Origin of the sequence: Anabaena azotica SJ-1 (assembly GCF_047275885.1) — a bacterium.
Lineage (GTDB): Bacteria > Cyanobacteriota > Cyanobacteriia > Cyanobacteriales > Nostocaceae > Trichormus_B > Trichormus_B azotica_A.
Genome location: NZ_CP178454.1, coordinates 5,628,498 through 5,654,481, shown reverse-complemented (window position 1 = coordinate 5,654,481; position 25,984 = coordinate 5,628,498). Strand labels below are relative to the sequence as shown.

The 25,984-nt window shown below is 37.3% G+C and carries 22 protein-coding genes and 1 pseudogene; 11 read left to right on the top strand and 12 right to left on the bottom strand.

Annotated elements, in window-relative coordinates; translation table 11 throughout:
* The first annotated feature begins 795 nt into the window (after window positions 1–795).
* The 3 genes from hetF (at window position 796) to ACLLO5_RS24590 (ending at window position 4,242) form a co-directional block, all read left to right on the top strand.
* On the top strand, window positions 796–3,288 hold the full coding sequence (gene hetF / locus ACLLO5_RS24600) for a cell division protein HetF (RefSeq protein WP_413173102.1): 2,493 nt from the start codon (window positions 796–798) through the stop codon (window positions 3,286–3,288).
* A gap of 111 nt (window positions 3,289–3,399) precedes the next feature.
* On the top strand, window positions 3,400–3,738 hold the full coding sequence (locus ACLLO5_RS24595; protein ID WP_413173101.1) for a P-II family nitrogen regulator: 339 nt from the start codon (window positions 3,400–3,402) through the stop codon (window positions 3,736–3,738).
* Between the two features lie 159 nt (window positions 3,739–3,897).
* The gene (locus ACLLO5_RS24590; protein WP_413173100.1) at window positions 3,898–4,242 is read left to right on the top strand and encodes a HigA family addiction module antitoxin; all 345 of its coding nucleotides are present in this window, start codon (window positions 3,898–3,900) and stop codon (window positions 4,240–4,242) included.
* Window positions 4,243–4,256: 14 nt separating this feature from the next.
* Here the strand turns inward: ACLLO5_RS24590 and rdgB are convergent, their stop codons facing one another.
* Window positions 4,257–4,835, bottom strand: a complete 579-nt coding sequence (gene rdgB / locus ACLLO5_RS24585; protein ID WP_413173099.1) for an RdgB/HAM1 family non-canonical purine NTP pyrophosphatase — start codon at window positions 4,833–4,835, stop codon at window positions 4,257–4,259.
* Window positions 4,836–5,743: 908 nt separating this feature from the next.
* Between rdgB and ACLLO5_RS24580 the strand changes: the two genes are divergently transcribed.
* From ACLLO5_RS24580 to ACLLO5_RS24570, 3 genes are all read left to right on the top strand, one after another.
* Window positions 5,744–8,056 (top strand): NACHT domain-containing protein, encoded by a 2,313-nt coding sequence (locus ACLLO5_RS24580; protein WP_413173098.1) that lies wholly within the window; start codon window positions 5,744–5,746, stop codon window positions 8,054–8,056.
* Between the two features lie 225 nt (window positions 8,057–8,281).
* The gene (locus ACLLO5_RS24575; RefSeq protein WP_413173097.1) at window positions 8,282–8,788 is read left to right on the top strand and encodes a response regulator; all 507 of its coding nucleotides are present in this window, start codon (window positions 8,282–8,284) and stop codon (window positions 8,786–8,788) included.
* A 226-nt stretch (window positions 8,789–9,014) separates the two neighbouring features.
* Window positions 9,015–9,485: a response regulator gene (locus tag ACLLO5_RS24570; protein ID WP_413173096.1), complete on the top strand. Its 471-nt coding sequence runs from the start codon at window positions 9,015–9,017 to the stop codon at window positions 9,483–9,485.
* 179 nt (window positions 9,486–9,664) lie between these two features.
* Here ACLLO5_RS24570 and ACLLO5_RS24565 read toward each other — a convergent pair whose 3' ends face one another.
* Window positions 9,665–11,113: a phosphoglucomutase/phosphomannomutase family protein gene (locus ACLLO5_RS24565; protein WP_413173095.1), complete on the bottom strand. Its 1,449-nt coding sequence runs from the start codon at window positions 11,111–11,113 to the stop codon at window positions 9,665–9,667.
* Between the two features lie 87 nt (window positions 11,114–11,200).
* The gene (purN, locus tag ACLLO5_RS24560; RefSeq protein WP_413173094.1) at window positions 11,201–11,878 is read right to left on the bottom strand and encodes a phosphoribosylglycinamide formyltransferase; all 678 of its coding nucleotides are present in this window, start codon (window positions 11,876–11,878) and stop codon (window positions 11,201–11,203) included.
* 36 nt (window positions 11,879–11,914) lie between these two features.
* Here purN and ACLLO5_RS24555 point away from each other — a divergent pair, with 36 nt between their 5' ends.
* Window positions 11,915–12,802, top strand: coding sequence for a carbohydrate ABC transporter permease (locus tag ACLLO5_RS24555; protein WP_413173093.1), 888 nt, complete (start codon window positions 11,915–11,917; stop codon window positions 12,800–12,802).
* A 74-nt stretch (window positions 12,803–12,876) separates the two neighbouring features.
* Here the strand turns inward: ACLLO5_RS24555 and ACLLO5_RS24550 are convergent, their stop codons facing one another.
* The 3 genes from ACLLO5_RS24550 to fraC are packed head-to-tail and all read right to left on the bottom strand — an operon-like array spanning window position 12,877 to window position 15,305.
* Window positions 12,877–13,656 carry an ABC transporter permease gene (locus ACLLO5_RS24550; RefSeq protein WP_413173092.1) on the bottom strand — a complete coding sequence of 260 codons (780 nt, stop codon included), beginning with the start codon at window positions 13,654–13,656 and terminating at the stop codon, window positions 12,877–12,879.
* Between the two features lie 56 nt (window positions 13,657–13,712).
* Window positions 13,713–14,723 (bottom strand): septal junction protein FraD, encoded by a 1,011-nt coding sequence (gene fraD / locus ACLLO5_RS24545; RefSeq protein WP_413173091.1) that lies wholly within the window; start codon window positions 14,721–14,723, stop codon window positions 13,713–13,715.
* A gap of 33 nt (window positions 14,724–14,756) precedes the next feature.
* The gene (fraC, locus tag ACLLO5_RS24540) at window positions 14,757–15,305 is read right to left on the bottom strand and encodes a filament integrity protein FraC (protein ID WP_413173090.1); all 549 of its coding nucleotides are present in this window, start codon (window positions 15,303–15,305) and stop codon (window positions 14,757–14,759) included.
* 235 nt (window positions 15,306–15,540) lie between these two features.
* On the opposite strand from fraC, the gene ACLLO5_RS24535 reads away from it, so the two are divergent.
* Window positions 15,541–16,677, top strand: a complete 1,137-nt coding sequence (locus ACLLO5_RS24535) for a cob(I)yrinic acid a,c-diamide adenosyltransferase (RefSeq protein ID WP_413173089.1) — start codon at window positions 15,541–15,543, stop codon at window positions 16,675–16,677.
* A gap of 66 nt (window positions 16,678–16,743) precedes the next feature.
* On the opposite strand, the gene ACLLO5_RS24530 is transcribed toward ACLLO5_RS24535, so the two are convergent.
* Together ACLLO5_RS24530 and ACLLO5_RS24525 are read right to left on the bottom strand one after the other, a co-directional pair.
* Window positions 16,744–17,280, bottom strand: coding sequence for a nucleotidyltransferase family protein (locus ACLLO5_RS24530; protein ID WP_413173088.1), 537 nt, complete (start codon window positions 17,278–17,280; stop codon window positions 16,744–16,746).
* A 254-nt stretch (window positions 17,281–17,534) separates the two neighbouring features.
* The gene (locus tag ACLLO5_RS24525; RefSeq protein ID WP_413173087.1) at window positions 17,535–18,353 is read right to left on the bottom strand and encodes an Rpn family recombination-promoting nuclease/putative transposase; all 819 of its coding nucleotides are present in this window, start codon (window positions 18,351–18,353) and stop codon (window positions 17,535–17,537) included.
* A gap of 367 nt (window positions 18,354–18,720) precedes the next feature.
* Between ACLLO5_RS24525 and ACLLO5_RS24520 the strand changes: the two genes are divergently transcribed.
* Window positions 18,721–20,895 carry a tetratricopeptide repeat protein gene (locus ACLLO5_RS24520; RefSeq protein WP_413173086.1) on the top strand — a complete coding sequence of 725 codons (2,175 nt, stop codon included), beginning with the start codon at window positions 18,721–18,723 and terminating at the stop codon, window positions 20,893–20,895.
* A gap of 149 nt (window positions 20,896–21,044) precedes the next feature.
* The gene (locus ACLLO5_RS24515; protein ID WP_413173085.1) at window positions 21,045–21,620 is read left to right on the top strand and encodes a Uma2 family endonuclease; all 576 of its coding nucleotides are present in this window, start codon (window positions 21,045–21,047) and stop codon (window positions 21,618–21,620) included.
* 179 nt (window positions 21,621–21,799) lie between these two features.
* On the opposite strand, the gene ACLLO5_RS24510 is transcribed toward ACLLO5_RS24515, so the two are convergent.
* The 3 genes and pseudogenes from ACLLO5_RS24510 to ACLLO5_RS24500 all read right to left on the bottom strand — a co-directional run bounded on the left by ACLLO5_RS24510 (window position 21,800) and on the right by ACLLO5_RS24500 (window position 22,871).
* Window positions 21,800–22,195, bottom strand: coding sequence for a type II toxin-antitoxin system VapC family toxin (locus ACLLO5_RS24510; protein ID WP_413173084.1), 396 nt, complete (start codon window positions 22,193–22,195; stop codon window positions 21,800–21,802).
* A 72-nt stretch (window positions 22,196–22,267) separates the two neighbouring features.
* Entirely contained in the window at window positions 22,268–22,519 is a 252-nt protein-coding gene (locus ACLLO5_RS24505; RefSeq protein WP_413173083.1) for a hypothetical protein, read from the bottom strand.
* Window positions 22,520–22,636: 117 nt separating this feature from the next.
* A pseudogene (locus ACLLO5_RS24500) lies at window positions 22,637–22,871 on the bottom strand (DUF2281 domain-containing protein).
* Window positions 22,872–23,112: 241 nt separating this feature from the next.
* On the opposite strand from ACLLO5_RS24500, the gene ACLLO5_RS24495 reads away from it, so the two are divergent.
* Window positions 23,113–24,702: an NCS2 family permease gene (locus ACLLO5_RS24495; protein ID WP_413173082.1), complete on the top strand. Its 1,590-nt coding sequence runs from the start codon at window positions 23,113–23,115 to the stop codon at window positions 24,700–24,702.
* A gap of 216 nt (window positions 24,703–24,918) precedes the next feature.
* Here the strand turns inward: ACLLO5_RS24495 and ACLLO5_RS24490 are convergent, their stop codons facing one another.
* A complete protein-coding gene (locus tag ACLLO5_RS24490) occupies window positions 24,919–25,791 on the bottom strand; it encodes an SDR family NAD(P)-dependent oxidoreductase (protein ID WP_413173081.1) in 873 nt (290 codons plus the stop codon).
* Window positions 25,792–25,984: the final 193 nt, after the last annotated feature.

Sequence of the window (25,984 nt, the reverse complement as noted above, 5' to 3'; positions counted from 1 at the left end):
TACAGAAAAAATTCCTATGGCTAGTAGCTGGTTAGGGGAGTTGGTTATTAGGGTTGTATAATCTATAGTCTGAGAGAAAATTGCATCAACATTCAGCACTTGAGGAGTCTACAAGGTAGCAATAGCTATTGGCGGTAATACTGGTTGGTGAGGGAGAAAGGGGGAAGAAAAAAAATCTTTACCCTTGAACCTTTTCCCAAACCAATAGACCGATAAGCATTCAGCTAATGCCTATAACTTGCGTGACGACGTAGGAGTCATACCGCACACGCTACTCGTTAGCCTAGTTCCTCTGAAAGAAGCACAGCAGTCAGGAGTCAGCTTTTTGGGGTAAACGCCAAAAATACCTATTTGATAATTAACCAATTTCTCAAACATTCTGACTCCTGACTCCTGAATACTTACGAGAAAACAAAATATGTAGTTCCAGAGGCGCAATGCCAGAAATACAAAATCCTGATTTGAAACCCCTAATTTTAATGATGGGGATTTATTTTTGTAGAGTTTTCTTAAGAAATTCTTAGGTCAAAGATTGCTTTTTTTGCCAAAATTAAAAAGAAAACCTCCGGTGGGTGTTAACCTACCAGAGGAGTTGAAGATCAAGGTGCATCTACCAATAAAGTGTTCTAGTTGGAAGTAATCCAATCCGGATAAAGTTGTATAAGCTGAAAAAGGCAAAACAACGCCAAATCAGAAACATTCCTCACAAATATCCATCTAAAGTATCAACAAGAGGAAAAACCACTAGAAACTTTTACGGTGGAAACCGAATTTAGGAGGCAAATAGGAGAAGTTGTGACCCAGGAATTTCACATTTCCGTAACCCCAGTAGGGCAGAATGACTACTTGGTGCGGACGGAACAAGTCGCACCTGGGGTACCGTTGGCAGAAGAACTGGTAACTTGGCCTGTGGCTGAGTGGTTAGCAGCAGCAGGACATTTGATGAATGACCCTTTACAGTTGGTGCTACAGGGGGATGCGTTGACGCAGTCCGCCGCAGGCATCGCCAGAAACTCTGTAAACTTGGTGGCACTGGGTCAGCAATTATATAATGCACTGTTTCAAGGCACTCTGAGAGACAGTTGGATTACTGCCCAAGGTATTGCCCAGAATCAGCAACAGGTATTGCGCTTACGTTTAGGACTCAAAGATACTCGGTTAGCGCGGTTGCCGTGGGAAGTGATGCACGCAGGCGATCGCCCTTTAGCAACGGGTCCTTATATCGCTTTTTCCCGCTACCAAAGTGGAATTCCTTCCACATCAAGACTACCCACACGCAATCTTCCGACACAACAGGAAGAAAGCGGGGTAAAAGTGTTGATGATCATCTCTTCCCCTACTGATCAAGTGCGTCTTGATTTGCTCAAACAAGAAGCTATTAACCTGCAAACAGAACTACATCGCCAAAATCCCCGTGGAGAAAATGGTCATTATCTCCCAGAAATTGATCTGACAGTTCTTGATCAACCAGGAAGGGAAGAGTTAACCCAAGCTTTAGAACAAGGACGATATCACGTTCTTCATTACTCTGGTCATAGTAATGTGGGTGCCAACGGGGGAGAAATTTATTTAGTTAGTAGAAGAACTGGTTTAACAGAAACCCTTAGCGGTGATGATTTAGCAGGGTTGCTGATTAATAATAATATTCAAATGGCGGTGTTTAACTCCTGTTTGGGCGCATATAGGGCAAAATCTGAAACTTCTGGAGATACAGGAGAACGCAATTTAACTGAAAGCTTGGTAAAAAGGGGTCTTAAAAGCGTTTTGGCAATGTCAGAACGCATTCCTGATGAAGTGGCGCTGACACTAACACAATTATTTTACCGCAACTTAAGTCAGGGCTATCCGTTGGATTTGTGTGTCAGTCGGGTGCGTCAGGGCTTAATTTCTGCCTATGGTTCTCACCAGATGTACTGGGCGTTGCCGATGCTGTATCTGCATCGAGAATTTGAAGGTTTTCTATCTCCACAAATTAGTTTCTCTGGCAATGGGGAGTTGCTAAATGAATATCAGTCACCCGGAACATCTGCTAATTCAATGTATGCTTCAGCAGATGATTTAGAAATGCCTTTAAATTTCGAGGATATGATGCCTTCAGGTTTGTCCAGGGAGTCTGCGGAATTAGATTGGCTGGGGGATGATACTTGGGGGGATCTTTTAGATGAAGTAGATTATGATCACCCTGATTACGATGAGGATTCGGCGATAGTTGCGGATTTATTTCGGCAGTTAGGTAATAATCCACAAGTCCCCACAGAAGAAACTTCCATGAAAGCGGAATTAGAATCATCTGTGGAAGAGAATCATCGCCAGGAAATACAGGCTTCAGAGAAGCAAGAGGACATAGATTTATGGGGAGATAAATCAACTTCAAGAACTCCAAATTTGCCGGATACTGAAGGTAATCAGGTCATTTCTCCACAGATGCCATTACCACCAATTCGCCAACCACGTCGCCTTCGTCGGCGATGGCCGATGGTTGGGATTGTGGGTGTAAGTTTGTTAGCTGCCATCATTGGTTTAATTTGGTGGTCTAATCATCGCCAGTCGAGGGTTACAAAAATTCCACCTATTCCTGTCCAGAATGCGCCTCAAAACAAACCAGTAGCTGTTGACTTAAAAACATCATCAACAGGTATTGTTACTGCTACGGCAACAGAACAATTGAGTCAAGGTTATTTACAGCCAGGGTTAGAAGCTGTGGAAGAACTGCTGAATCGTGGGGCTTTAGCTTCAGCAGATACGGCTTTAGCTTTGATTCCCGCCAAACAAACGGAAGATGCTGCTGTTAACTTTATGCGGGGAAGATTGGCTTGGCAGCTTGCCCAGACGAGAGAGACAAAATACAGTATTGATGATGCCCGTCGTTATTGGGAAATTGCGGTGCGGGATCAACCCAATTCTGTTTTGTATAATAACGCCGTGGGATTTGCCTATTATGCTGAAGGAAATCTAAATCGGGCTAATGATGCGTGGTTCAAAGCTGTGAATTTAGCACTGAAAAACCAGAGTACAAACTTGCCAGTGACACCAAATGCTAATAGTATTATGCCACCAGAAGCTTTGACTGCCTATGCAGGGTTAGCTTTGGGTTTATATAAATCTGTAAATAATCAACCTACTGCAAAACAAGCGCAATATATGAATGAGGCGATTAAGCTGCGTCAACTGGTGATTCAGAATGATCCGGTAAGTTTTACAGTAGATAAGTTAGCTCAAAATTGGCTGTGGACAGAAAAGGCGATCGCAGATTGGCGATCGCTGCTTCAGCAACAGGAGAAGAGGTGATTTAAAATACACAACCCTCATCTTAAATAAGTAAAGCTATAGTTACAGCTTTAGACAACTAATCTGGTTAGATATATAAACAACGTTCTTAGAAGTTAGGAATTGAAAAAAATGAGAAAAGTAGAAGCTATTATCCGCCCATTTAAGCTGGATGAGGTGAAAATTGCCTTAGTTAATGCGGGAATTGTGGGAATGACCATTTCTGAAGTCCGTGGTTTTGGTCGTCAAAAAGGTCAAACTGAACGCTATCGTGGTTCGGAATACACAGTGGAATTTCTGCAAAAACTCAAAGTAGAAATTGTGGTTGAAGATGCCCAGGTAGATATGGTGGTTGATAAAATTATCGCTGCTGCCCGGACTGGTGAAATTGGTGATGGTAAGATTTTTATCTCCCCTGTTGAGCAAGTTATACGGATTCGTACCGGAGAAAAGAATACAGAAGCTGTGTAAGTATTGAATATTTAGATAGTGGGCGTTGTTGAATTTGGGGATGATCAATTTTTCTTCATCCTTAAAATCAGCAACACCTTTTGTGGTTTGATTGTGTGAAAAATGATAAATTAATCAGGCTTCGCGCAAAGAAATAGATTATCTCTGAAGGAGAATTATATGGCGCGTCCACCTATTCATCCTGGAGAAATTCTGGCTGATGAACTGCATGAAATAGGAATAAGTGCAAGTGAATTAGCTCGTTTGCTTCATGTTCCAAAGAATCGGATTACAGAAATAATTAATGGTAAAAGGTCAATCACTGCTGATACTGCATTACGTCTAGGACAATGGTTTGGTACGAGTGCTGAATTTTGGATGAATTTGCAAAAAAATTATGAACTCAAACTAGCTGAACAAAAAATTGGTAAAGAAATTAAAGCAACCATTTCTCCTTCCCCTCTTCCTTCGCGTTCTTCGCGCCTTCGCGGTTCGTTAAAATTATCCTCAAAGGAAAACGAGTAACCCCAAAAAAACCCTTACCCCAACACCTTCACCAACTGGGGAACTAAACTTTTCAAAGCATTACCCCGATGACTAATAGACTTTTTCAACTCCGGTGACATTTCGGCAAAAGTCAACTGCTTGTCTGGGACATAAAAAATCGGATCATAACCAAAACCACCATCACCACGGGTTGCATAGAGAATTTCACCCTTACAAATACCCTCAGATTGCAAAACAATTTCCCCTTCAGGATTTGCAACTGCTACCGCACAAATAAACTGTGCTTGACGATTTTCTGTATCACCTAATTCCCTTAATAACCGAGAAATACGATCTGCGTCACTATTACCATAACGGGCAGAATATACACCAGGCGCACCATTTAGCGCATCTACAGCCAAACCAGAATCATCTGCGATCGCCCAATTACCTGTAGCTTTGGCAACTTCGGATGCTTTTAAACAAGCATTTGCTTCAAAAGTTTCCCCTGTTTCGTCAACGTCTAAATCTTCGGGTTTAAGGGTTAATTCCCAACCAGAATCAGCTAAATAAGCTTGCATTTCCCGCAATTTACCGGGATTTCCTGTAGCGACAACCAGTATCTTAGTCATATATTAAATAACAGAACTTACGCATTGACAAACAAATAGTGACCCAAAATTAACAGCAACCACTTACTTATCTTGTATTATACCGACCTATGAGGTAAATCTGTACTTGTAAATGTTCAGATTTAGGAAACGCACGTTTAATTTTCACTCCTATGTCTATTAGATGGCGTTAAAGTTGCCGATATCGTTGGGTATCTAGAAGAAAGATTCGATAAAATTTGAGAGCAAATATCAGCATTTTTGGAAATGGTTGAAAAATTATTTATGCGAATAATTCTTTTGTGAATAATTGTAAATACTGAAACATTTTAAACAGATATTATACAAATAATACAATAATTACCAGTTTTTCAAACATGATCTATAACAATAAAATGTCATACTAATAACTAGTAAATAATCACAACTTTATAATTGAATTATTCAATCTTCCACTAATCCTTAAACCATAACCTAATTGATTATTTTGAATAATCTTATATATTTTTGCCTTGACAATAAACTTACTTATTTTATAAAAATTGGAATCAATAATCACAAAGTTGTTAGTAGAAAATTCGCCAATCGTTGTATAAAATATTATTGAATTAATGCTATAAATATATGTACTTTATATCTATTAGTACAACTATAATTTCCGAGCAAGTAAGTATTAATAATTAGGCTTGTAATTGTTTTTTCCAGTTAATTGTAGATCAATGTTTGAGTTCAAGTTTGATAAAGATTGATATGTATAATATGAGTGTATAGTGTTTGATTTTGTCACAAAACTTTTAACAATTGAGAAAATATTATTATATTTTGTATAAGATTAATAGGCTACGATGGTGATAGCACAAAAAAAATGTAATAGTGTAAATTTTTATTAAAATTTGGATTGAAAAATTTGAAAGTCAGGTTTTTTTCCTATGGTTAAGCGATCGCTCCAGGCATCATCCATCGGGATTCAACAGGCTAAAAAAGCGTTTGCCCACAAGGGTTGGACTCAAGAAAATTTAGCTTTTGAAGTCAATTTAAAAACTAGACAACCCATTTGGCGATTTTTTAGTGGAAAACCCATTGAACGTCATACTTTTATGGAAATTTGTTCTGTATTGGAATTAGATTGGCGAGAGATTACTGTTGAACCCCCAGCAGAATTTATTGACAGAGAAGAATTTATCCAGCCCCCTGCCCTGGATATTGATAGATTAGTGCAACAAGTGCGATCGCAACGATTTGACAAAATTCAAGACCAGTGTGGCATCTTGCAATTATTGGACATCAGTCGTCCCGTTGCGCTCAATGACATATATATAGATGTGAATATTTTGGAGGAAATTGCCAGTCAACAATACTTAGAAATCACTGAACTGCAAAATCTTGATCCCAAAGAATTTAATCGCTTTGGCTTAGGAGACATTGACCAGAAACAGATACCTGGGATACAAGCGGTAGAAAAATACTCCAAACTCAGAGTCTTAGGCAAACCAGGAGTTGGCAAAACCACCTTCTTACAAAATCTTGCCATTCAGTGTAACCAAGGTGCATTTGCAGCCCATCAGGTGCCAATCTTCATCACACTGAGAAATTTTGCTCAAGAAGCTAAATTTACCAACGAATTCAGCTTATTAAACTACATCCGCCAGGAGTTTCTCACATCTGGAATTTTAGACCCCTCAATTATAGAAACATTACTGAGGGAAGGCAGAGTATTACTGTTGCTTGATGGTATGGATGAAGTTCTGAACGAACAATGCAATAGTGTCTTAAGCGAAATTCGTATATTTTCAGAGAAGTATCACAAAAATCGGTTTGTGGCGACCTGTCGAACAGCAGCACAAAGACTGAGACTGCGAGGTTTTACCGATGTAGAAATTGCTCCATTTACTTCAGAACAAATCCTAGCCTTTGCTCAAAAATGGTTTGTAGGCTTTACCAAAACCAACACTGAAGATGGTCAAGCCCAGTCTGTTGACTTTATTGAGAAGCTGAACTTAGCTGAAAATTGGCAATTTCGTCAACTCGTAGTCACACCCCTATTTTTGCATCTTGCCTGTTGGGTGTTTCACGGTCAAGACAAATTTCCGACTAAGCGCACTGACTTTTATAAGCAAGGACTAGACCTGCTATTGGGTAAATGGGATGAAGCTAGAGGTGTAGAAAGAGATGAGGTTTACCGGGGGTTTTTACTACCACAAAAGCTCAAATTATTAAGTCAAATTGCAGCAGCCACATTTGAGCAAGGTCAGTATTTTTTTGAGCAACGCATCATTGAGCAATACATTGGTGACTATATTCAGAACCTAACCAACATGCCAATGGAAGCAGAAGAACTGCAAATAGAAAGCGAAGCGGCGCTAAAGGCAATCGAAGCTCAACATGGGCTACTAGCAGAACGGGCGCGGGGAATTTTTTCCTTCTCTTATCTAGCATTTCAAGAATACTTCACAGCAAGAAAAATCGTTGCCAGCCATAACCTACAAGCATTAGAACAAGCTTTGGGAGGTCTGGTTAGTCACATCACTGACCCGCATTGGCGGGAAATCTTTTTGTTGACAACTACCATGCTTCGGAGTGCAGACTCCCTAGTCCAGTTAATGAAGCAACAGATTGATGCTTTGGTAGCCCAAGACCCTTATTTACAAGAGTTTTTGACCTGGGCTAGCCAAAAATCTGCTACTATTCCTACCCAACCAAAAGATGCAGCCGTTCGGGCATTTTACCTGGCTTTGAGTCGGACTCCTCGCCTAGCTCCTCACTTTGCTTTAGCCAGCAGCCTTGACCAGGGGATGTTTCTTGATGCGGCATTAGATAACCTGCTACTGGAGTCTGCAATTGCTGAGAGCCAAGACTTTGCCCACTTCCACGTCTGTGCAGATGCGCTCTCGAATATTCTGGGAATTGTTGTGGATCTTGGACTCTATAAATCCCTGCAACAACTCTCTGACCAATTACCAAATTATAGTCAAAATCAAGAAAGATTTGAGCTATGGTGCAAAACTAACTATTCAGCTTGGGCTGAACAGTTAAGGATGACGGTGATGAATTACCGCAATATTAACCACCAGTGGCAGTTTAGTCTAGAACAACAGCAAGTTCTACAACGCTACTACGATGCCAATCAATTATTGCTTGATTGTCTGCATAGCAATTGTGAAGTAACGCCTGCTATCAGACAGGAAATTGAAGCTACATTATTGTTGCCTCAAAAGGAATTGGAAGACAGAGAATGGCAATAACTTGATTAGCAAAAAAATCTTTAATAAGTTTTGTGTTGTAATGAGTCAATTCATTCACCAAATCAAACAACACCAAATCATACTCTCAGTAATAGAAAGTTTTATTTGAAGCATTCAGATAATTCTCTGCGGCGTTTGATTTGAATAAATGATTATTTAGCACTCTTGTAATTACAGTTTTTTCAAGCTCGCTTTACACTTAAAATGCTTATTGTAGGATTTATTATGAATTCAAGCATTGCCTCTACTTTCACAGATGGGATACTCAAAGATTTGCAAATACTTGTTGTAGATAACGATGTCGATAGCGGAGTGTTATATACTATTTTTTTAACCCAATTTGGTGCAAATGTAATGACATCTAGCTCTATCGAGGGAGCTTTAGAAGTCCTGCGTTGGTTTGTTCCCAACATTATTATTTGTGAAATTAGGTTCTTAGGTGAAAGTGTTTATAAATTGTTCAAAAAATTAAGTGCTATGGAAGCAGTTAATAGGAATTATATTCCAGTTATTGTCACTTCAACCTCCAGCACAGGTGTCATTAGTGAGGTTCCAGAGATAGAGCTTGAAAGATATTTACTTAAGCCAGTTGACCTAGACCAATTAATTTTAATGATTACTAAATTATTTTTGACTGGCAAAAACAATTTATCAGATTGCCAGCCACAACAGAAAGGTACTAAGTTGATGAAATTAAAAGGGGCTTTATTGAAAACATATTTGTTTAAATAAATACATAGGTCTTGCTGAATAAAACAGAAACCTGGATAAATAAAAGGTTTGAACCTAATAAAAAGGAAAATAAATGCAAGGTTTTTGAAGGGTGTGGCATCAAAAGTGTGCATTTTGGTTCTGAGAAATCAGAAAGCTTGGGGATGACGGATAGCTAAAACTGTTCCCTGTTCCCTGTCTCCACGAAAAAACTTTTTCAGCAAACCCTACATACATATACATAACTATGAATGTTAGCCAAGTAATAAACAGGTTTAATAATGCAAATTCTGAAGAAGATACTATAGATTTAGATATCTTGAAAGGATTTACAATTATCGTAGTGGATAGCGATAAAGATATAGTTTGTTTAATTACTGAGATTCTAGAAATCTACGGAATTCATGTGCTAAAGGCATGGTCAGCTAAATCTGCTTTTGAGATTATTAAACAATCCCCAGTGGATCTTTTAATTAGCGACATTACTATGTTAGAAGAAGATGGTTATTGGTTAATACAGAAAGTCAGAACACTTACACTACTACAGAAAAGAGAAATCCCAGCGATTGCTTTTACCGGCAATGCTGAAGATAAAGAAAAGAAGAAGGCTCTTGACTCTGGGTTTCAAACTTATATTGAAAAACCTGGGGGAGTAGAAGTGTTAGTAACAGAAATAGCAAAACTACTAAAAATTGCTGTTCAAAGTAGTTCACTGTAATTTGGTAATTACTCTAATGCAAGCTATTCTTGAGAGAAACCAATTTTTAGTTCTCATTGTTGATTATGAAGCATTTAACGGTCAAGAATTGCAACTTGCACTAGAGTAGGAAGGGGATCAAGTGGGGGAAGCCAAAAATGGCGCAGAAGAAAAATCTCTAACAGAAGCCGGAGGCACTATTATGAATTATCTGATTCTGCCCAATTTTTTGCCCAAGCTAGAGTTTGATGGACTTGTTCTATTGTGGGTGCTTCGCAATAAAGGCGTAAAACTGGTTCAGTGCCACTAAAACGAATCATTAACCAACTTTGATCAGCAAGACGGAATTTATAGCCGTCAATTGTATTGCAATCAATTACCTTTTTTCCTGCAATTTCTGTTAAAGGTTGGGTTGCCAATTGTTGTAATAACTTTCCTCTCACTTCCATACTCGCTAAAGGTAAATCTATGCGATCATAGACTGAGGTAAAATTCGTTTGTTGTTGCAATTGTTGATAATAATCACCTAAATCTAAGCCTGATTCTACAACGGCTTCTAATACATACAATGCTGAAAGTAAAGCATCTCGTTCGGGAATATGACTACCATAACCAATCCCACCGGATTCTTCACCACCTAGTAATACTTCTGTGACTAACATTCTATCGGCAATGTATTTATAACCGACTGCGGTTTCAAATACAGATAAGTTCAGTAATTTAGCGACAAGGGGAATTAAATCAGAACCGCTAACTGTTTTGACGATTTCGCCTGTAAAGTTGCGTCTGCGGGTGAGGTGGTCAATTAAGATGGGGATTAAGATTTGGGAACTGAGGAAATTAGCGTTTTTGTCTACTGCTGCAATGCGATCGCAATCTCCATCAAATACTAAACCCACAGTTAAACCTGAGTTATTACTTTCCCCATGAGTTTTGATTTCTGCAAATAGTCGGGAAAGGTATTTTGGTAAGGGTTCGGGCGCACCACCTTCAAACAAGGGATCACGGTTGCTGTTAATTTCTTGAACTTTTTCGCCTAATAGTCTACCCAAACCACTAGCCGCTGCACCGTGCATGACATCAACAAATAATGTTAATTTACCTGATGATACAGCTTGGCGAATTTTGTCAATATCAACTTTACCTTCTAAGGCTTGACAATAACTAGGCCAGGGATCAAATTTCTCTTCTTTACCAGGAATAGCTGCGGTTGGGACTTCTACTGTTAACAAACCTTCTATTTCTTTAGTAACTTCTGGTGGTACTGAACCGCCAAAAGCACTTTTGACTTTTAAGCCTAAATATGTTCCCGGATTATGACTAGCGGTAATGACCAGCGCCCCCAAAGCATTGAGGTCTTTAGCCGCCCAACTAAATGCTGGTGTTGGGGCATAGCTTTCGCTAAATAGGACATCAAAACCAACTGCTTTGACAGCATCAGCGACGACACGGGCAAATTCTTCCGCCATAAAACGGCGATCGTAACCGACAATGATGGTGCGGCTGCTGACGTGAGAATAATAAGTATTATATAATACTTGGGCTGCAACTGGGGCTACTAAGGCTAGGCGTTCAAAGGTAAATTCTTCACCTATTACACCCCGCCAGCCATCCGTACCAAACTTGATTGGGTTAGTTACAACGGGCATGGAGATATCCTAAATTTCTAACTGAGGATTGTAGCATTGATACAGAGTATTGGGGACTGGGGAGAAAATTCTGTGTTTGTTTTCTGTTCACTTATTCCCTGTTGCGCCAGTATAAGCGATGCCTTCGCCCAGGGCAGCGATCGCTAATGGTAAAATTCGGTGTTCCTGAATTTGGATTCTAGCGTGTAGTGTTTCTGCTGTATCTTCTGGAAAAACTGGTACTGCGGCTTGCATCAAAATTGGACCGCTATCCATTTCTAAACGCAGGAGATGGACAGTACAACCTGTTATTTTCACTCCGGCTGCTAATGCCTGTTCAACAGCTTGAACTCCTTTGAAACTAGGTAATAAGCTGGGATGAATATTAATAATTTTGTCAGGAAAAGCATCAATTAATTCTTGTGTCACCAGGCGCATCCAGCCAGCCATAATCACCAAATCAACATCATATTGACGCAATGTTTGGACAATTTTTTGATCAAAATCTTCACGTTTTTTGTAATCACGGTGATTTAATAATACTGCCTCTACACCGCGATTTTTTGCCCTTAATGCTGCTTTAGCTGATGGATTGTTATAAATTAAAACTTTAATTTTAGCGTTGAGTTTCCTTTCTTCAATAGCTTGGGCGACTACTTCAAAATTGCTGCCATTTCCAGAAGCCATTATTCCTAATTTCAATGACTTCATTGATTGGAAATTTTGTTGGGAAATATCGGGACAAATTAAGCTAGATGCTGCCTCAATCGGATAATATTGATTCATAAAATGATGAATATCGTCTGAATTACTAAGAGTACCATGAAAAAACCTCGTTTGCCTTCAATGCAAATGCTAGATAATGATACAGTTGCTGCTTGGATTTTTCTGACTCCAGCACTAATTTTGTTAATCTTGTTTATAATCTGGCCAATTGCCTATTTGTTTTATCTCAGTTTCACAGCTGGTAGTTTCACTTCAACTGGTATTTATTTGGTAGGCTTCAAAAACTATTGGCGTTTGTTTTTGAACGCTGATTTTTGGCAAGTTATTTTTAATACAACTTATTTTACCCTTGGTAGTCTTGTTCCCAGTTTGGTCATTCCCTTGGGGTTAGCAGTATTATTAAATCGTTCTTTGGCTTTAAGGGGTATTTTGAGAAGTGTTTATTTTTTACCTTCCATTATCTCTCTTGTTGCTGCTGGTTTAGGATTTCGTTGGCTGTTTCAAAATACAGGCCCTGTGAATGGACTGTTGAATTTTTTTGATATTCCTCCCATATCATGGTTAAGTGATACTTTCTGGGCAATGCCAGTCATAATTTTATTTAGTATTTGGAAACAAATAGGTTTCAATATGGTGGTTTTTTTGGCAGGTTTGCAAGCAATTCCTCTCAATCACTATGAAGCAGCCGAATTAGATGGTGCAAATAGTTGGCAACAATTTTGGCACGTTACTTTACCAGGATTAAGACCTACTTTAATATTTACCACAGTCACTACTGCTATTTTTACATTGCGGAGTTTTGAACCTGTTTATGTGATTACAGGTGGTGGTCCTTTGAATTCTACTAATTTGCTGGTTTATTACACTTATCAGGAAGCTTTTGGTCAATTTGATTTTGGTTATGCCGCAGCAGTAGCAACGGTTTTGTTAGTGGTGACGTTGGTATTAGTTTATTTCCAATTAAGAACTTGGGGAGAAGGGTAACTCAGTTATCAGTTGTTCCCTGTTCCTTGTCCTCTTCACTGTCACCTGTCACCTCTCACCTGTCACCTGCTTTATTAAAATTCTCTTCTTAAGAAGATGAAAACAGCTATTGCTAACAGCATGAAGCTGTAAAGTAAGCCGTAAGTTGCATTACCTATTAATGTCACGGTATCAGGTATTGCTTGCAGTCCATAAACGGCATCATTTTTTAAATCTAAGCGAGATAAATTAGGGAGAATCAGATATAGACATTGGGTGATCTTTTCTACACCAGGGTTTTGACTAAGGCGACCAAGTGCGACTAAATCTTGTGTAATATTCCCCATTAAATAGACTGCAAATGTTAAAGCGGTAGCTATGAGGGAACTGGTAAAAACTCCTAATGTAATTGCTACAGCAGTAATTAAGGTTAATTGTAAAAATAAAAAGAGTACGGCAATGAGAATACTGTTTATGGGATAGGACATTTTCCCAAGTTGTAAAAATACCAAATAAATTGCTGTCATTGCCGCTATAAGTACAGCTAGTACACCTGATAATCCTAAGTATTTACTGGTGATAAATTCGCTACGGCTGATGGGTTTAGCAATTAACATGAGAATAGTACGTTTTTCAATCTCTTTGTTAACTAGTCCCGTACCAATAAAGACGACAACAATTAAGCCGATGATATTCATTGCTGCTAAACCAAAGTCTAAGAAGATTTTGTCTTGGGTTGTGGCTGCAAATTCAAAAATTGTACGGTTAGCAACTGCGAGGATAATTGCATAAAAACCGATGATGTACAGGATGCGATCGCGTATCACTTCCTGAAACACATTTTTGGCCATTACAAAGGTTCTGCTTGCATTCATATTGTCTGGTAATTGGTAATTAGGGATTGATGATAAATGTCAACTGATAGGTGATTTTATTGCTTTGGTGGTGGTGTACCGATAAAAAATTTGTTGGTGCGATCGCATTCAATTTCTGCCACTGCGTTTTGATTTTCTGGCTTGTTGACGGCTGCAACTGGTTGAATTAAACAAGATTTCTGGAGATAGAACCCCCGTGCATTTGCACTTGGCCCTGTCCAAATTGTGAGGATATCTAATCTATATCCTGATTTGACATTAACTACACGGGGTTCAATCCGCCATAATCCCTGTTCATCATATTTTTCTAGGTTTTTGTCAATGACACCCTTACCCAAGTTTCCCAGTTGCTGATTAGCTTCTATTAACCATTTTTCTACTTCTGACCAAGGTCTTTTAAATATTTGTTCTTCTACCAGTGGTTGTATTTTATTTAAGATAATATTACCGTTTTGAGGTGTTTTGGATTTGGGTTCTAGTCTAATTACAAAAGTGCTACGCTGAAAATTTTGTGCGGATAAGCTGGGATATTCTTTTAACCATTTATCTAGAACAAAGTAAAACTGAAGCCAACAACTGATTAGCATCGACCAAGCCAGCAAAATGATAACTTTTTGGCGTACTTCTAGTTTGGGAATGGCAGCTTTTGCTGTTGTACCTGTACCTGCAAAAAATTCTGGTATGGCTGTAATGATGGCTGCAATGGTTGGCCAGAAAACGATAGTTTTAGGTGTGACTACATTTACTTCATGTCCAAAGGCAAAAACACTGACTAATAAACCGGTTATTAATGCTCCCACTGGCATGAAAGTACCAGGAACTCTTAACGGATCGTCTGTAGTATACCAAGCTGTACCAGCTAACAAAAATAACCAACCCGAAAATGCAATTATATCTTTAATAAAACCTATGGCAAAATATGAAATTCCCCATGAAAAAACACTTAAATATATTAATGTCTGCCAAGAATAAGCCTTGGGAGGCATGATCAGCTTTTGAATTCCTAACAATAGATCCTGAATAAATTTAAAGAGAAGTATTACTTCTTTAAACAATGATGAGTTCATAGTATCACCTTCAATTATTGGGATTTTATTAAGTTACTTTAATCCTATAGATAAATTGCGAATTACTAAAATTAAAGTTATGGCTATATAGCTCATGGAATTTGCTATTAATGTAGTCGCAATTAAATTATTGTTTTGCAATTGTATTTTTTCAATTCTCTGTAATTTTTCTTTTTGAGATGTTTCCATTTCTTCTTTTTTACCAATTTCCCTTAAGGTAATAATTAGAATCTTGAGCAATAAAAACTTGATCAAAAAAGTACCAAGGAAGATTAAAAAAGCTAGAAAAATTATGGTACTCTGTGTTCCCGGATTTTTAAAGTTATTAAAAAATATATAGCTGATTAATTCTGATTTTAAGTTAACGTCTAATATTGGCTCAACTAGAAAAAATATATTCCAGCCCAAGACGCTAGAAAAAACGTTCATGGCTATGGCATAAAAAATACTGCTTTTTTTGTCAAATTTTAGCCATCTATGTAAAACATACCCTTCTATGGAAATGGCAACTAGTAAAAATAAAGTTTCAAACAAAATTGCACCAATGGGCAAAATTCTGGGAAGTGACAATTCTTCAGACATAAACCGTCAAAGGTAGGAGTTAATTTTAGAGTATAACTGAGATAATACGGATAATTGTGGAAATCATCTCATTCTTATTACCATTTTTTATCTTTGTTTACCAGTATATTTTGATTAATCTTATTAATACATGGGGATGACTGTTATACGGATAAGTTAGCCAAAATTAACTTGTCTAATTATTCAACAGGTTGGTTGTAAAATAGGAAACTGCCACGTTATAGCTTTTCCAGAGATGACAAGAAATGGGATCGGTATTCGCACAGCGCAAGTGCGTTCTGAACGGCTCACTGGTCAAATTCACGTCTATGATGGCATTGGGAAAGGTAAGTCCCAAGCGGCTTTAGGGGTAGTTCTGCGCTCGATTGGTTTGGGAATAAATACACCTAGTGATTCTAATCGCGTCTTATTGCTGAGGTTTTTGAAGGGGCCAGAACGTGATTATGATGAAGATGGAGCGATCGCCGCTTTACAGCGTGGTTTTCCTCATTTGATTGATCAGGTTCGCACGGGGAGGGCGGAATTTTTTGGACATGATGAGATTACCCCCTTTGACAGAACAGAAGCTGCGCGGGGTTGGGATGTAGCCAAGGGTGCGATCGCATCAGGTTTGTATTCGGTTGTGGTTTTGGACGAAATTAACCCGGTTTTAGATTTGGGTTTACTTCCTGTGAATGAGGTGGTACAAACTTTAAAATCTAAACCCCAAGAGTTGGAAATTATTGCGACTGGACGCGCTGCACCGCAACAACTACTAGATATTGCGGATTTACATTCAGAAATGAAACCTCAGCACCATCCTACTGCTGAAGCACTTTTATTAGAAGGAATTGAAATTTATACTGGAGCAGGTAAAGGTAAATCTACTAGTGCTTTGGGTAAAGCTTTACAGGCTATTGGTCGGGGAATAAATCATCCTGGCTCTACCCGTGTATTAATTATGCAGTGGTTAAAAGGTGGCAGTGGATATACTGAAGATGCTGCGATCGCTGCTTTGCAACAGTCTTATCCTGAAGTGGTAGATCATCAACGTTGTGGACGGGATGCGATCGTTTGGCGCAATTCTCGGCAAGAGTTAGACTATGTAGAAGCGGAGAGAGGTTGGGAAATTGCCAAAACTGCGATCGCATCTGGAATCTATAAAACCATCATTCTCGATGAACTCAATCCCACCGTTGATTTAGAATTGTTACCTGTAGATCCCATTGTTCAAGCTTTGCTACGTAAACCAAGAGACACAGAAGTTATCATTACCGGTCGTTGTCAAAATCAACCTGCATATTTTGATTTAGCCAGTATTCACTCTGAAGTTTATTGTCATAAACACTATGCTAATCAAGGTGTAGAACTGAAGCGTGGAGTTGATTTTTAAAACCTTGAGGAAATAGATCCCCGACTATTTGAAATGTTGGGGACAAAATCTCTAAATTAAAAACTCTTATTTTCCCAACTTCAGACAAGGACATTTGTGCAAAAAACCGGATGCTTTTTTCTCAGCATCTGGATTATTAATATGTATTGGTGTTGGTCGAATAATCCCATTAAATAAATCATCTAAACCGTAGGGAGTGAAAAATTGCCATTCTCCCTGTTTATTAATACGAATCCCTACAGCAGTCGCAGTATGTAACCAATTTTTAATGCCATCTTCTGTACTACTATAAGTCATACTTCCGGCACGCCAATGCCCAAAACTAGCTTGATTTTTTACATCAAATTCGTGTTCAGGAAATTGTGTTTTTAGAGTAGATTTAGCTAATAATTCTTGTTCACGATTCCCTGCTTCATCAAAAAAAGCAATATCAAAATCTTTAATAAATAAATCACATTCTTGCCCAAAAAGAGAACGCCAAACTGTATTTCTGACAGCACCCCCAGCTAACCACCAATTAGATAAATTAAGTTGGGAAATTGCAGGTAAGACAGTAGCAATAATTGAATTAGAGAGAATAGTTTTTAGTTGTGTATTATTCATAAATAATAGCTAATTTAAATTAAAATGTAAGCCATAAACCCTGATTTTGAAATTAATTACTATTAAAGCCAGGACTTACGCAACTGGCATATTAGTAGGGTGCGTCAGACTTCATAAATCCTGAAAATAAAGTGATATTTGATATCTGACGCACCATAGAATAGATGTTTAGTGTGACACTTGCGTAAGTCCTAAAAGCATAATATTTTTATTTAGGTTGAGAAAACCCAACCTAAAAATCATTGTTAGCGATGTTATTCTTGATGATTTAACCAAGTTACTAAATCAGCAACTTCAGAAATATTAAACAACGCTACACCTAAATTTTCTAACTGTTCCACAGGTAAAACTTTAACTCTTTCCACTATTTCAGAATCAAGTTCTCCAAATCTTTGATTAAGTAACATTAGACAAAATTTAACTGCTTCTTTTCCTTCTCCCTTCTGCAAAATGTCCTGATAAATTACTGATTCTTGCATAAGATCCTCACTTAACAATTGACGAATAAAATCTTTTTCAAACCGCAAACCTGCTAAAATCTCTGTGTAAGCCGCAATATCCTGCTTAGTCTCCCTATCTGCAATTTTAGCAACATTATTGGCAATTTGGGATAATAAACCTTGGGGTGAATTTGTCCGGGTTAATGGCGCTAATGGTAATAATGCCAGATTATGCAAAAATAATTCTGGTTCTTGTTCCCACATTCTGATTACACGGTAACGGTGTCTGGTTGTTTCGTTAACATATTCTTCAGTAAAAACAATTGGATCATCTGTTTCTTGTAAGAAAATCACGACTTGAGTAACCGGAACTTGATATGTACGGATTAATCTCACTGAATAGTCTAACTCTCTAAAAGGAATAGGAGGTTTAGATTGTGGTTTGGTTTGAAATTCAATATGTAAAATGCGATTTTCTGTTTGTAAGAAGGTGACAAAATCAGCGCGAATTGGTTCTATACTCAATTCGGTTTTTAAGACTTTAATTGTTTTTGGTTCTTGGGGAAGTAACCACTTAGCAAAATCAAAGGGATATTTTTCTGCTAGTAGTTTACAAACGTTGTCAAAACTCATAGGGTTATAAAGTTAAATTGTCAGAATCAGGATATCCAGGATTTAAGGATTTACAGGATGTTTGTTTGAGTTGTGTTTTTAGGGTTTGAGGATTCTATACTTTTGGGTTAGGCTAAAAACACTGCAATGTGATCTAGATTAGTGCTTTTTGCTGCTTGGTAGGGAATACTAGAATAAATACTCCTTGTCAGATAAAGGTGAGTTTTGACAAATGGACTGGACAACTATACTCAAAGCACAACAGACTGATTTTATTCAAAGACTGAAATCTGGTGACTTACTCCATTGTGAGAAGGAAGGCCGACATAGTGAGTTGACAGTTATCTCTGGAGAAAGGTTACAGCAATTACGGGATTTTTGCTGGGATATGGCTGAAAAATATAGACGAACTTCAACTCCTATCCGTGATGTTTTTGTCAATAATTTAAAAGGAAAGCTGGGTGAGGAAGTTGTTAAAAGTCGTTTGGGTGATTTTGTCACTGAGGTTGATTATGAAAAACGCATTGGTGGAGATGGAAAAGTTGATTTTACTTTAACTTCTGATTCATCTATTGGTATTCAGGTTAAAGTCCGTTATGGAAATTTTAATAAAATTAAATGGTCAATAAGCCAGGAAGAAATAGAAAAAAATGCTGTTTTAGTTTGTATTTTATGTCAAGAGGAATTTAGTGAAACAGAAAAAGAATATGGTCTTATTATAGCTGGATTTTTACCAACGAATATCATTAAATCAACTGGTGATAAAACTTTAGTCGGAATAGATGAATTGCTTTATCCTAGTGGGTTACGTGGTTATTTAGAAAATTTCAAATCCTTTACATCTTATGATTATGATAAATATATCAGATTAGGTGATGAATGTGTTAATAATGAAGATTATCAAGGTGCTATTTTCGATTATTATCATGCGTTACATTTAAGATCAAATGAGGCAATTACTTATTATGAGAGTGATGCAATTATGGCAATTATTTATTGCAAAATAGGTAACGCTCGCTATACTTTAGGAGAGTATGAGGGTGCAATTTATAATTACACCCAAGCTATTAAGTTAAATCCTGCATCTGATAATGCTTACTACAATCGAGGAGGTGCTTATTACACATTAGAAAAATATCAGGATGCAATTAATAATTACACCCAAGCTATTAAGTTAAATCCTGCATCTGATAATGCTTACTACAATCGAGGAAATGCTTATTACACATTAGAAAAATATCAGAATGCCATTAATGATTACACCCAAGCTATTAAGTTAAATCCAGAATTTGCTGGTGCTTACTACAATCGAGGAAATGTTTATTACACATTAGAAAAATATCAGGATGCAATTAATAATTACACCCAAGCTATTAAGTTAAATCCAGAATTTGCTGGTGCTTACTATAAGCGCGGAATTTCTCATAAAAATTTAGGAAAATATCAGGATGCCATTAATGATTACACTCAAGCTATTAAGTTAAATCCAGAATTTGCTGGTGCTTATTGCAATAGAGGAAATACTTATAAAATTCTACAAAAATATCAGGATGCCATTAATAATTATACTCAAGCTATCAATTTAGATCCAAAATTTGCCATTGCTTACTACAACAGGGGAGTTATTTATAAAGAGTCTAGAAAGTATAAGGACGCAATTAATGATTTTAGTCAGGTGATCAATTTAGATTCAAAATTTGCTATTGCTTACTACAATAGGGGATCAGTCAATTTAATTTTAGAAAATAACCAAGCCGCAATAGATGATTTTAAAAAAGCAACCTCTATTTATAAACAAGAAAATAATTTTCATGATTACCATAAAACTCTTGAACAACTTAAAAATATTCAGTGCAATGATGTTGATTTAATATCAGCAGTAGGAATGGATTATAGAAAGCTGCGTGATTTACTAAAAACGGGAAAATGGATGGAAGCAGATGAAGAAACCAGACGAGTAATGTTAGAGGTTGCAAAACGAGAAGAAGAAAGTTGGTTAGATCATGATAGTATTGATAATTTTCCCTCTGAAGACCTCCGCACTATTGACTATCTATGGGTGAAATACAGTAATGGTAAATTTGGTTTTTCTGTACAGAAAAGGATTTATCAATGTTTAGGTGTAACACTAGAATATGATAGCAAAATATGGGATCAGTTTATTCATAAGATAGGCAGATATATTAATGATATTAACACACCAAATGATATTAACGCACCGGAAGGATACTTCCCAGGAAGTGTAGGGGGAATTTGGTTGGGTTGGGAAGAGGGTATTGGTTACGAATTTGTGAATGGTTGGTTTGATGACTATCTATTCCGTCGCGTTGAGATTTGTAAACTGTATAATATCAGATCCAAAAAAATATATGAGCCATTAACAAAGCATAATACTCAAGTTAGTGATGATTATGAAGATAATTATCTAGCAGAGGATTTAAACAATAATGATGATTATTTTGACGATTATATTTCTGATTATGATGATTATTTTGACGATTATAATGATTATGACTATGAGATCAAGCAATTCTCACAGAACACCAAACAATATCTCCTTTAGATTTTCCTGATTTATAAATTGTAGTAGCTGAAATGCTACCAATTGTCTAAGTAAGGCAAAACTCCTGTAAATCCTTAAATCCTGGATATCCTGATTCAGACCAATAAAATATCATATAATAGTAAAATAAATATTTACTTCAATTAACTATGCAAACCACAGAATCACCCTTACAATTGCGGCTGTGGACTGTTGATGAATACCACAGAATAGCTGAAGCAGTAATATTTGATCCAAGTGAACGAGTAGAATTATTAGAAGGGAAAATAATTTGGATGGTTGCTAAAGGAACAGCCCACAGTTCAGCAGTAGGAAGAACAAATAAATTATTACAAAATCGCTTAGGAAATCAGGCTTGGATAGCTGTTCAAGACCCTGTAAAATTAAATGAAAGGTCTGAACCTGAACCAGATGTTGCTGTAGTGAAAATAGATCCCCTAGACTATGCAGATCATCATCCTACCCCAGCAGAAATTTATTTAATTATCGAAGTTGCAGATAGTAGTTTAAAACTAGATACAGAAATCAAAGCTAAAGCTTATTCTCAAGCAGGAATTAAAGATTATTGGGTATTAGATGTAGTGAAACGCGAATTAATTGTATTTAGAAATCCCACAACAGAAGGTTATCAAAATCAAGAAATTCTCACAGAACATCAAAAAATATCACCTTTAGATTTTCCTGATCTAGAAATTCTTGTTTCCCAAATGCTGCCACTTGTCTAAATATTCTTTTCCCTGTCCAAAAGTACCTCTCTTCTTCCTTCGTGTCCTTCGTATCTTCGTGGTTCATTCTTTTAGTAGAACGGAGGGAGACAAACATCCTGTAAATCCTTAAATCCCGGACATCCTGATTCAGACAAAAAATATCATATAATAGAGAATAAATATTTACCTATTCGTAATTATGATTTTAACCAGTTCTCTATCAACAAATTACTAATATTTTCAAAATGACGAGTATTATCAGTTACTAAAATACAATTATGACAAATAGCCACAGCAGCAATTAAAGCATCTAATTGTCCCGTTGGTTTACCAATTTTCCTCAATTCATACTGAATTTTTCCAAACTCAATAGCTGCTTTTTCATCAAAATCTATCATTGGTAATAGACTAGCAAACCTTTGTAAATTATCCAAATTACGCTCAACCTTACTTGAACAATAAACCCCTTTATACAATTCAGCTAATACTAAAGTCGCAAGATAGCAAGATTCATGTTTTTCATGAAAATGTGATACAACATTCTCATTACCCTTAATTATCGCAATATAAATATTAGTATCTAGTAAATACATAAATTCCTGATTTTTTATTATTAATTATTCATGAATTCGGATTTATTCAAATCAAACTTGAAATTTCTAAAACTAATCTAAATTAACTTCACGTCCCAAATCTTGATGACGTTCCTGATTAATAATATCAAAAATTTCATCAATTTCAGGATCATCTTTCCATAAACCTATAATACTTTCCCATTCTTGCCATTTGGGTCTTTTAATGATTAAATCATCTGGTATTTCTATGGAAATTTTAACTCCATCAGGTAGCACAATTTTATCTAATACTACATCTGACAATTCTATGGTATTTCCTTTAATGATTCCTTGAATCTTCATAGTTTATACCTCATCTTGTATTTGTCGAATATATATAGGAATATATCTTATTTTATAAAAATTTATACAATTTGTTTATAAAAATTTATCAATATATAAAAGTGTATAGGAGATACATTAAAATCTAGCCTGAGAACGAGTGTCATAAACAAGTTGAAGACATTCTTCAAAATCATCACCTTGCCAAGTACCAGCAAATTGTAGCAAATCTTGGTTCTTCCTCTTTGTGAGAAATATCTACTGGTTGAATTTTTCTGGTTTTGAGATATTCGAGATAATCCAGGGTTTCTTCTAGTATTGATTCAGGAACAGTTTCAATTGCAGCTAGGAGTTTTTCTTTAATAGTTGTCATAATTCGGGATTAAAGATTGATAGTATTTATTTTACATTAATAATATAAGATTTGCTAATTCAATTTGACGTTCAACCAGACAATTGAGATAAAATTCTAAGTCTAAAGGTAGTTTACCTCTAGGAGCTAAATCAAAATCCTTAGCAAACAATTAGGCTTCTTGCAAAATTTCTAGATTTGAAAACTAATATTAACAATTTCCTGGTATTCTGAAACCCAGAAACAGCAATATTCACAAAATATGGAAACCCCAACACTAAAAACCCCGCGTTGGTTTGTTCGCAGAGATATAGATGGTTTATTTGGATTACTACTTGATAACTTCATTCAAATATTATTAATTGTCAGTTTGTGCCAAGGTGTATTAGGTTTCCCACCATCCCTCGTCTATGGACGCATTTTACCTGGTGTAGCTTTTAGTTTAATGGTTGGTAACTTTTATTATGGTTGGTTAGCTAAACAGCAAGGTACAAAAGAACAACGAGATGATATTACCGCCCTGCCTTATGGTATCAATACCGTTAGTCTGTTTGCCTATATTTTCTTAGTTATGCTACCTGTGAGGTTAGCCGCATTAGCTAAAGGTGTGTCTCCTGAACAAGCATCCGAATTAGCATGGCAAGCAGGTATGGTAGCTTGTTTAGGTTCAGGTTTAATTGAACTTTTTGGCGCTTTTATTGTCAACCCCATACGTCGCATTGCTCCCCGTGCAGCTATGCTTTCTACCCTCAGTGGTATCGCTATCACCTTTATTTCCATAGGGTTTTTATTTCGGACTTTTGCTCACCCTGTGGTCGGCTTAGTTCCTCTTGGTGTTATTCTTGTTACCTACTTTGGTAAAGTACGTTTTCCCATCCCTGGGGGTTTATTAGCTGTGTTGTTAGGAATTACCCTCGCATGGGGAACCGGTTTAGTGAATTGGGATCAGACTAAATTTGCTGCTGCTATTACACCGATTGGTTTTTATTTCCCTAATTTATTTTTAGGACAACTTTGGGAAAGTCACACAATTTTATTAGAATATCTCAGCATCATCTTACCAATGGGATTATTTAATCTCGTTGCTAGTATTCAAAATTTAGAAAGTGCTGAAGCTGCGGGAGATGTTTTTCCTGCTGTTCCATCTTTAGCTGCTAACGGTATTGGTACTATTGTGGCGGCGGTTTTTGGTTCCTGTTTCCCTACAACTATATATATAGGTCATCCTGGATGGAAGGCTTTAGGGGCAAGAGTGGGTTATTCTATTGCCAATGGTATTATTATGGGTATCCTGTGTTTAAGTGGGACTGTAGCCATGTTTGCCTACTTTGTCCCTGTTGATGCTGGTATGGCTATTTTGCTGTGGATTGGGATTGTAATTGTAGCTCAAAGCTTCACTGCTACACCTTCTCATCACGCTCCTGCGGTGGTTGTGGGCTTGTTACCTGGTATTGCAGGGTGGGGGGCGTTGGTGGCGAAAAATGCCTTGCGTGCGGCGGGTTTAGGTACTCCTGATCAGCCGTTTACACCAGCTTTAATTGAGCAATTTAAATTGAGTGATACCTATATTGATGGTGCTTTTGCTTTGGAACAGGGCTTTATTTTTTCGTCTATGATTTTAGCTTCTATCACTGTTTACATTATTGAACGAGATTTTCGTCAAGCTGCCTATTGGTCATTAGCAGGGGCTGTTTTATCTTGGGTAGGTTTGATGCACAGTTATAAGTGGACGATCGCAGATACGGTTGTTAATTTGGGTTGGGGAACTGGAAGTAGCTGGGCTGTGGGTTATATTTTGCTGGCTATTTTGTTTTTTTATGTTTCTTGGCAAACTAGACAAAAACACGAATAATCCTACAAGTGTCTAAAAAATATCCAGTAGCTTTTGGAGGGATTCAACATGAGCATAGATAGTAATACTTTAGACTTGGTAACAGGTGGATTAGCGATCGCTATTCTTCTCGGTGGAATGGTGATGATGTTTACTACTGTCTTGACAAGCAAGAAATAATAATCTCACTTCCTCAGATCCCCAACTTGTTTATAAAGCTGGGGATCTTACTATTGATTACTTGCGATCTGATACCAACGCAACTTTATTTTTAGAGAACAACCAATCATTAAAGTGCTGTATTTTCGCAGCTAAACTCCTAATTAAGCTGATTTGTGGTTGTTTTCTGGGTGCTGCTATTTTTAAAACGACCTCTAGTAACCAAGGGGCAAAGTTTTGACACCAGACGGCTAAATGAGATTGCCATCCAACTAAGATTTCTGATGTATCCTTTTGCAGTCCGATCATGAGTGCTTGCGCTACTTGTTGGGGTGTCATTGGGGTAACACCACGAAATAGTTTTAAGTCGCGCACCATATCTGTGTCGGTGAGGGTGGGAAGTAAAGCCACAACGCGGATGTTGTGTTCTGCTAGTTCCCGACGTAATGCCTGGGTAAAACCTAAGATTGCAAACTTGGTGGCTGAATAGGTGGCCATTGTTGGTGCGGCAACTTTCCCCATCAGACTGGAAACATTGACAATTGTTCCCTCTTTTTGGCTAACCATACGTCTTGCTATCAGACTCGTGAGGTTATACATTCCCAACAAGTTAACGGAGAGTTCTTCTTGGACTTGGGGAAGTTTTGATTGCAGAAATGAGTTTTGATATGCAACTCCTGCACAGTTGACAAGTATATGGACAGGTCCATAGTTGCGCCACATTTGGGCGATCGCAATATTTACGTTGACAGATTGGGTTAAATCTAAGGCGATGATAATCGTTTCGGTGCCTATTTCCTCAATTTCTTGGGCGACTTGGGCTAATTTTTGGCGATCGCGTGCTACCAATATCAGCCTCTTTACTCCTTGCTGGGCTAATTCTAATGCGATCGCTTTACCAATTCCACGGGAAGCCCCTGTAATTAAAGCAATTTTGCCTTGAATATTCATCGGTTTTCACCTCCAAATTCTTGGACTTACCTCTGCTTTTTGCCATCCAAAAGGTAAGACATTGATGAACAGTAAGATTAGTTACGCCAGATATTTCTGTTTATGATTACTTTCTTTGCAATACCCCTCCATTGCCTATCCAAAACAGAAAATCCTCGTTGGTACCATAGATAAGTCAAAACTCAAGTTTATT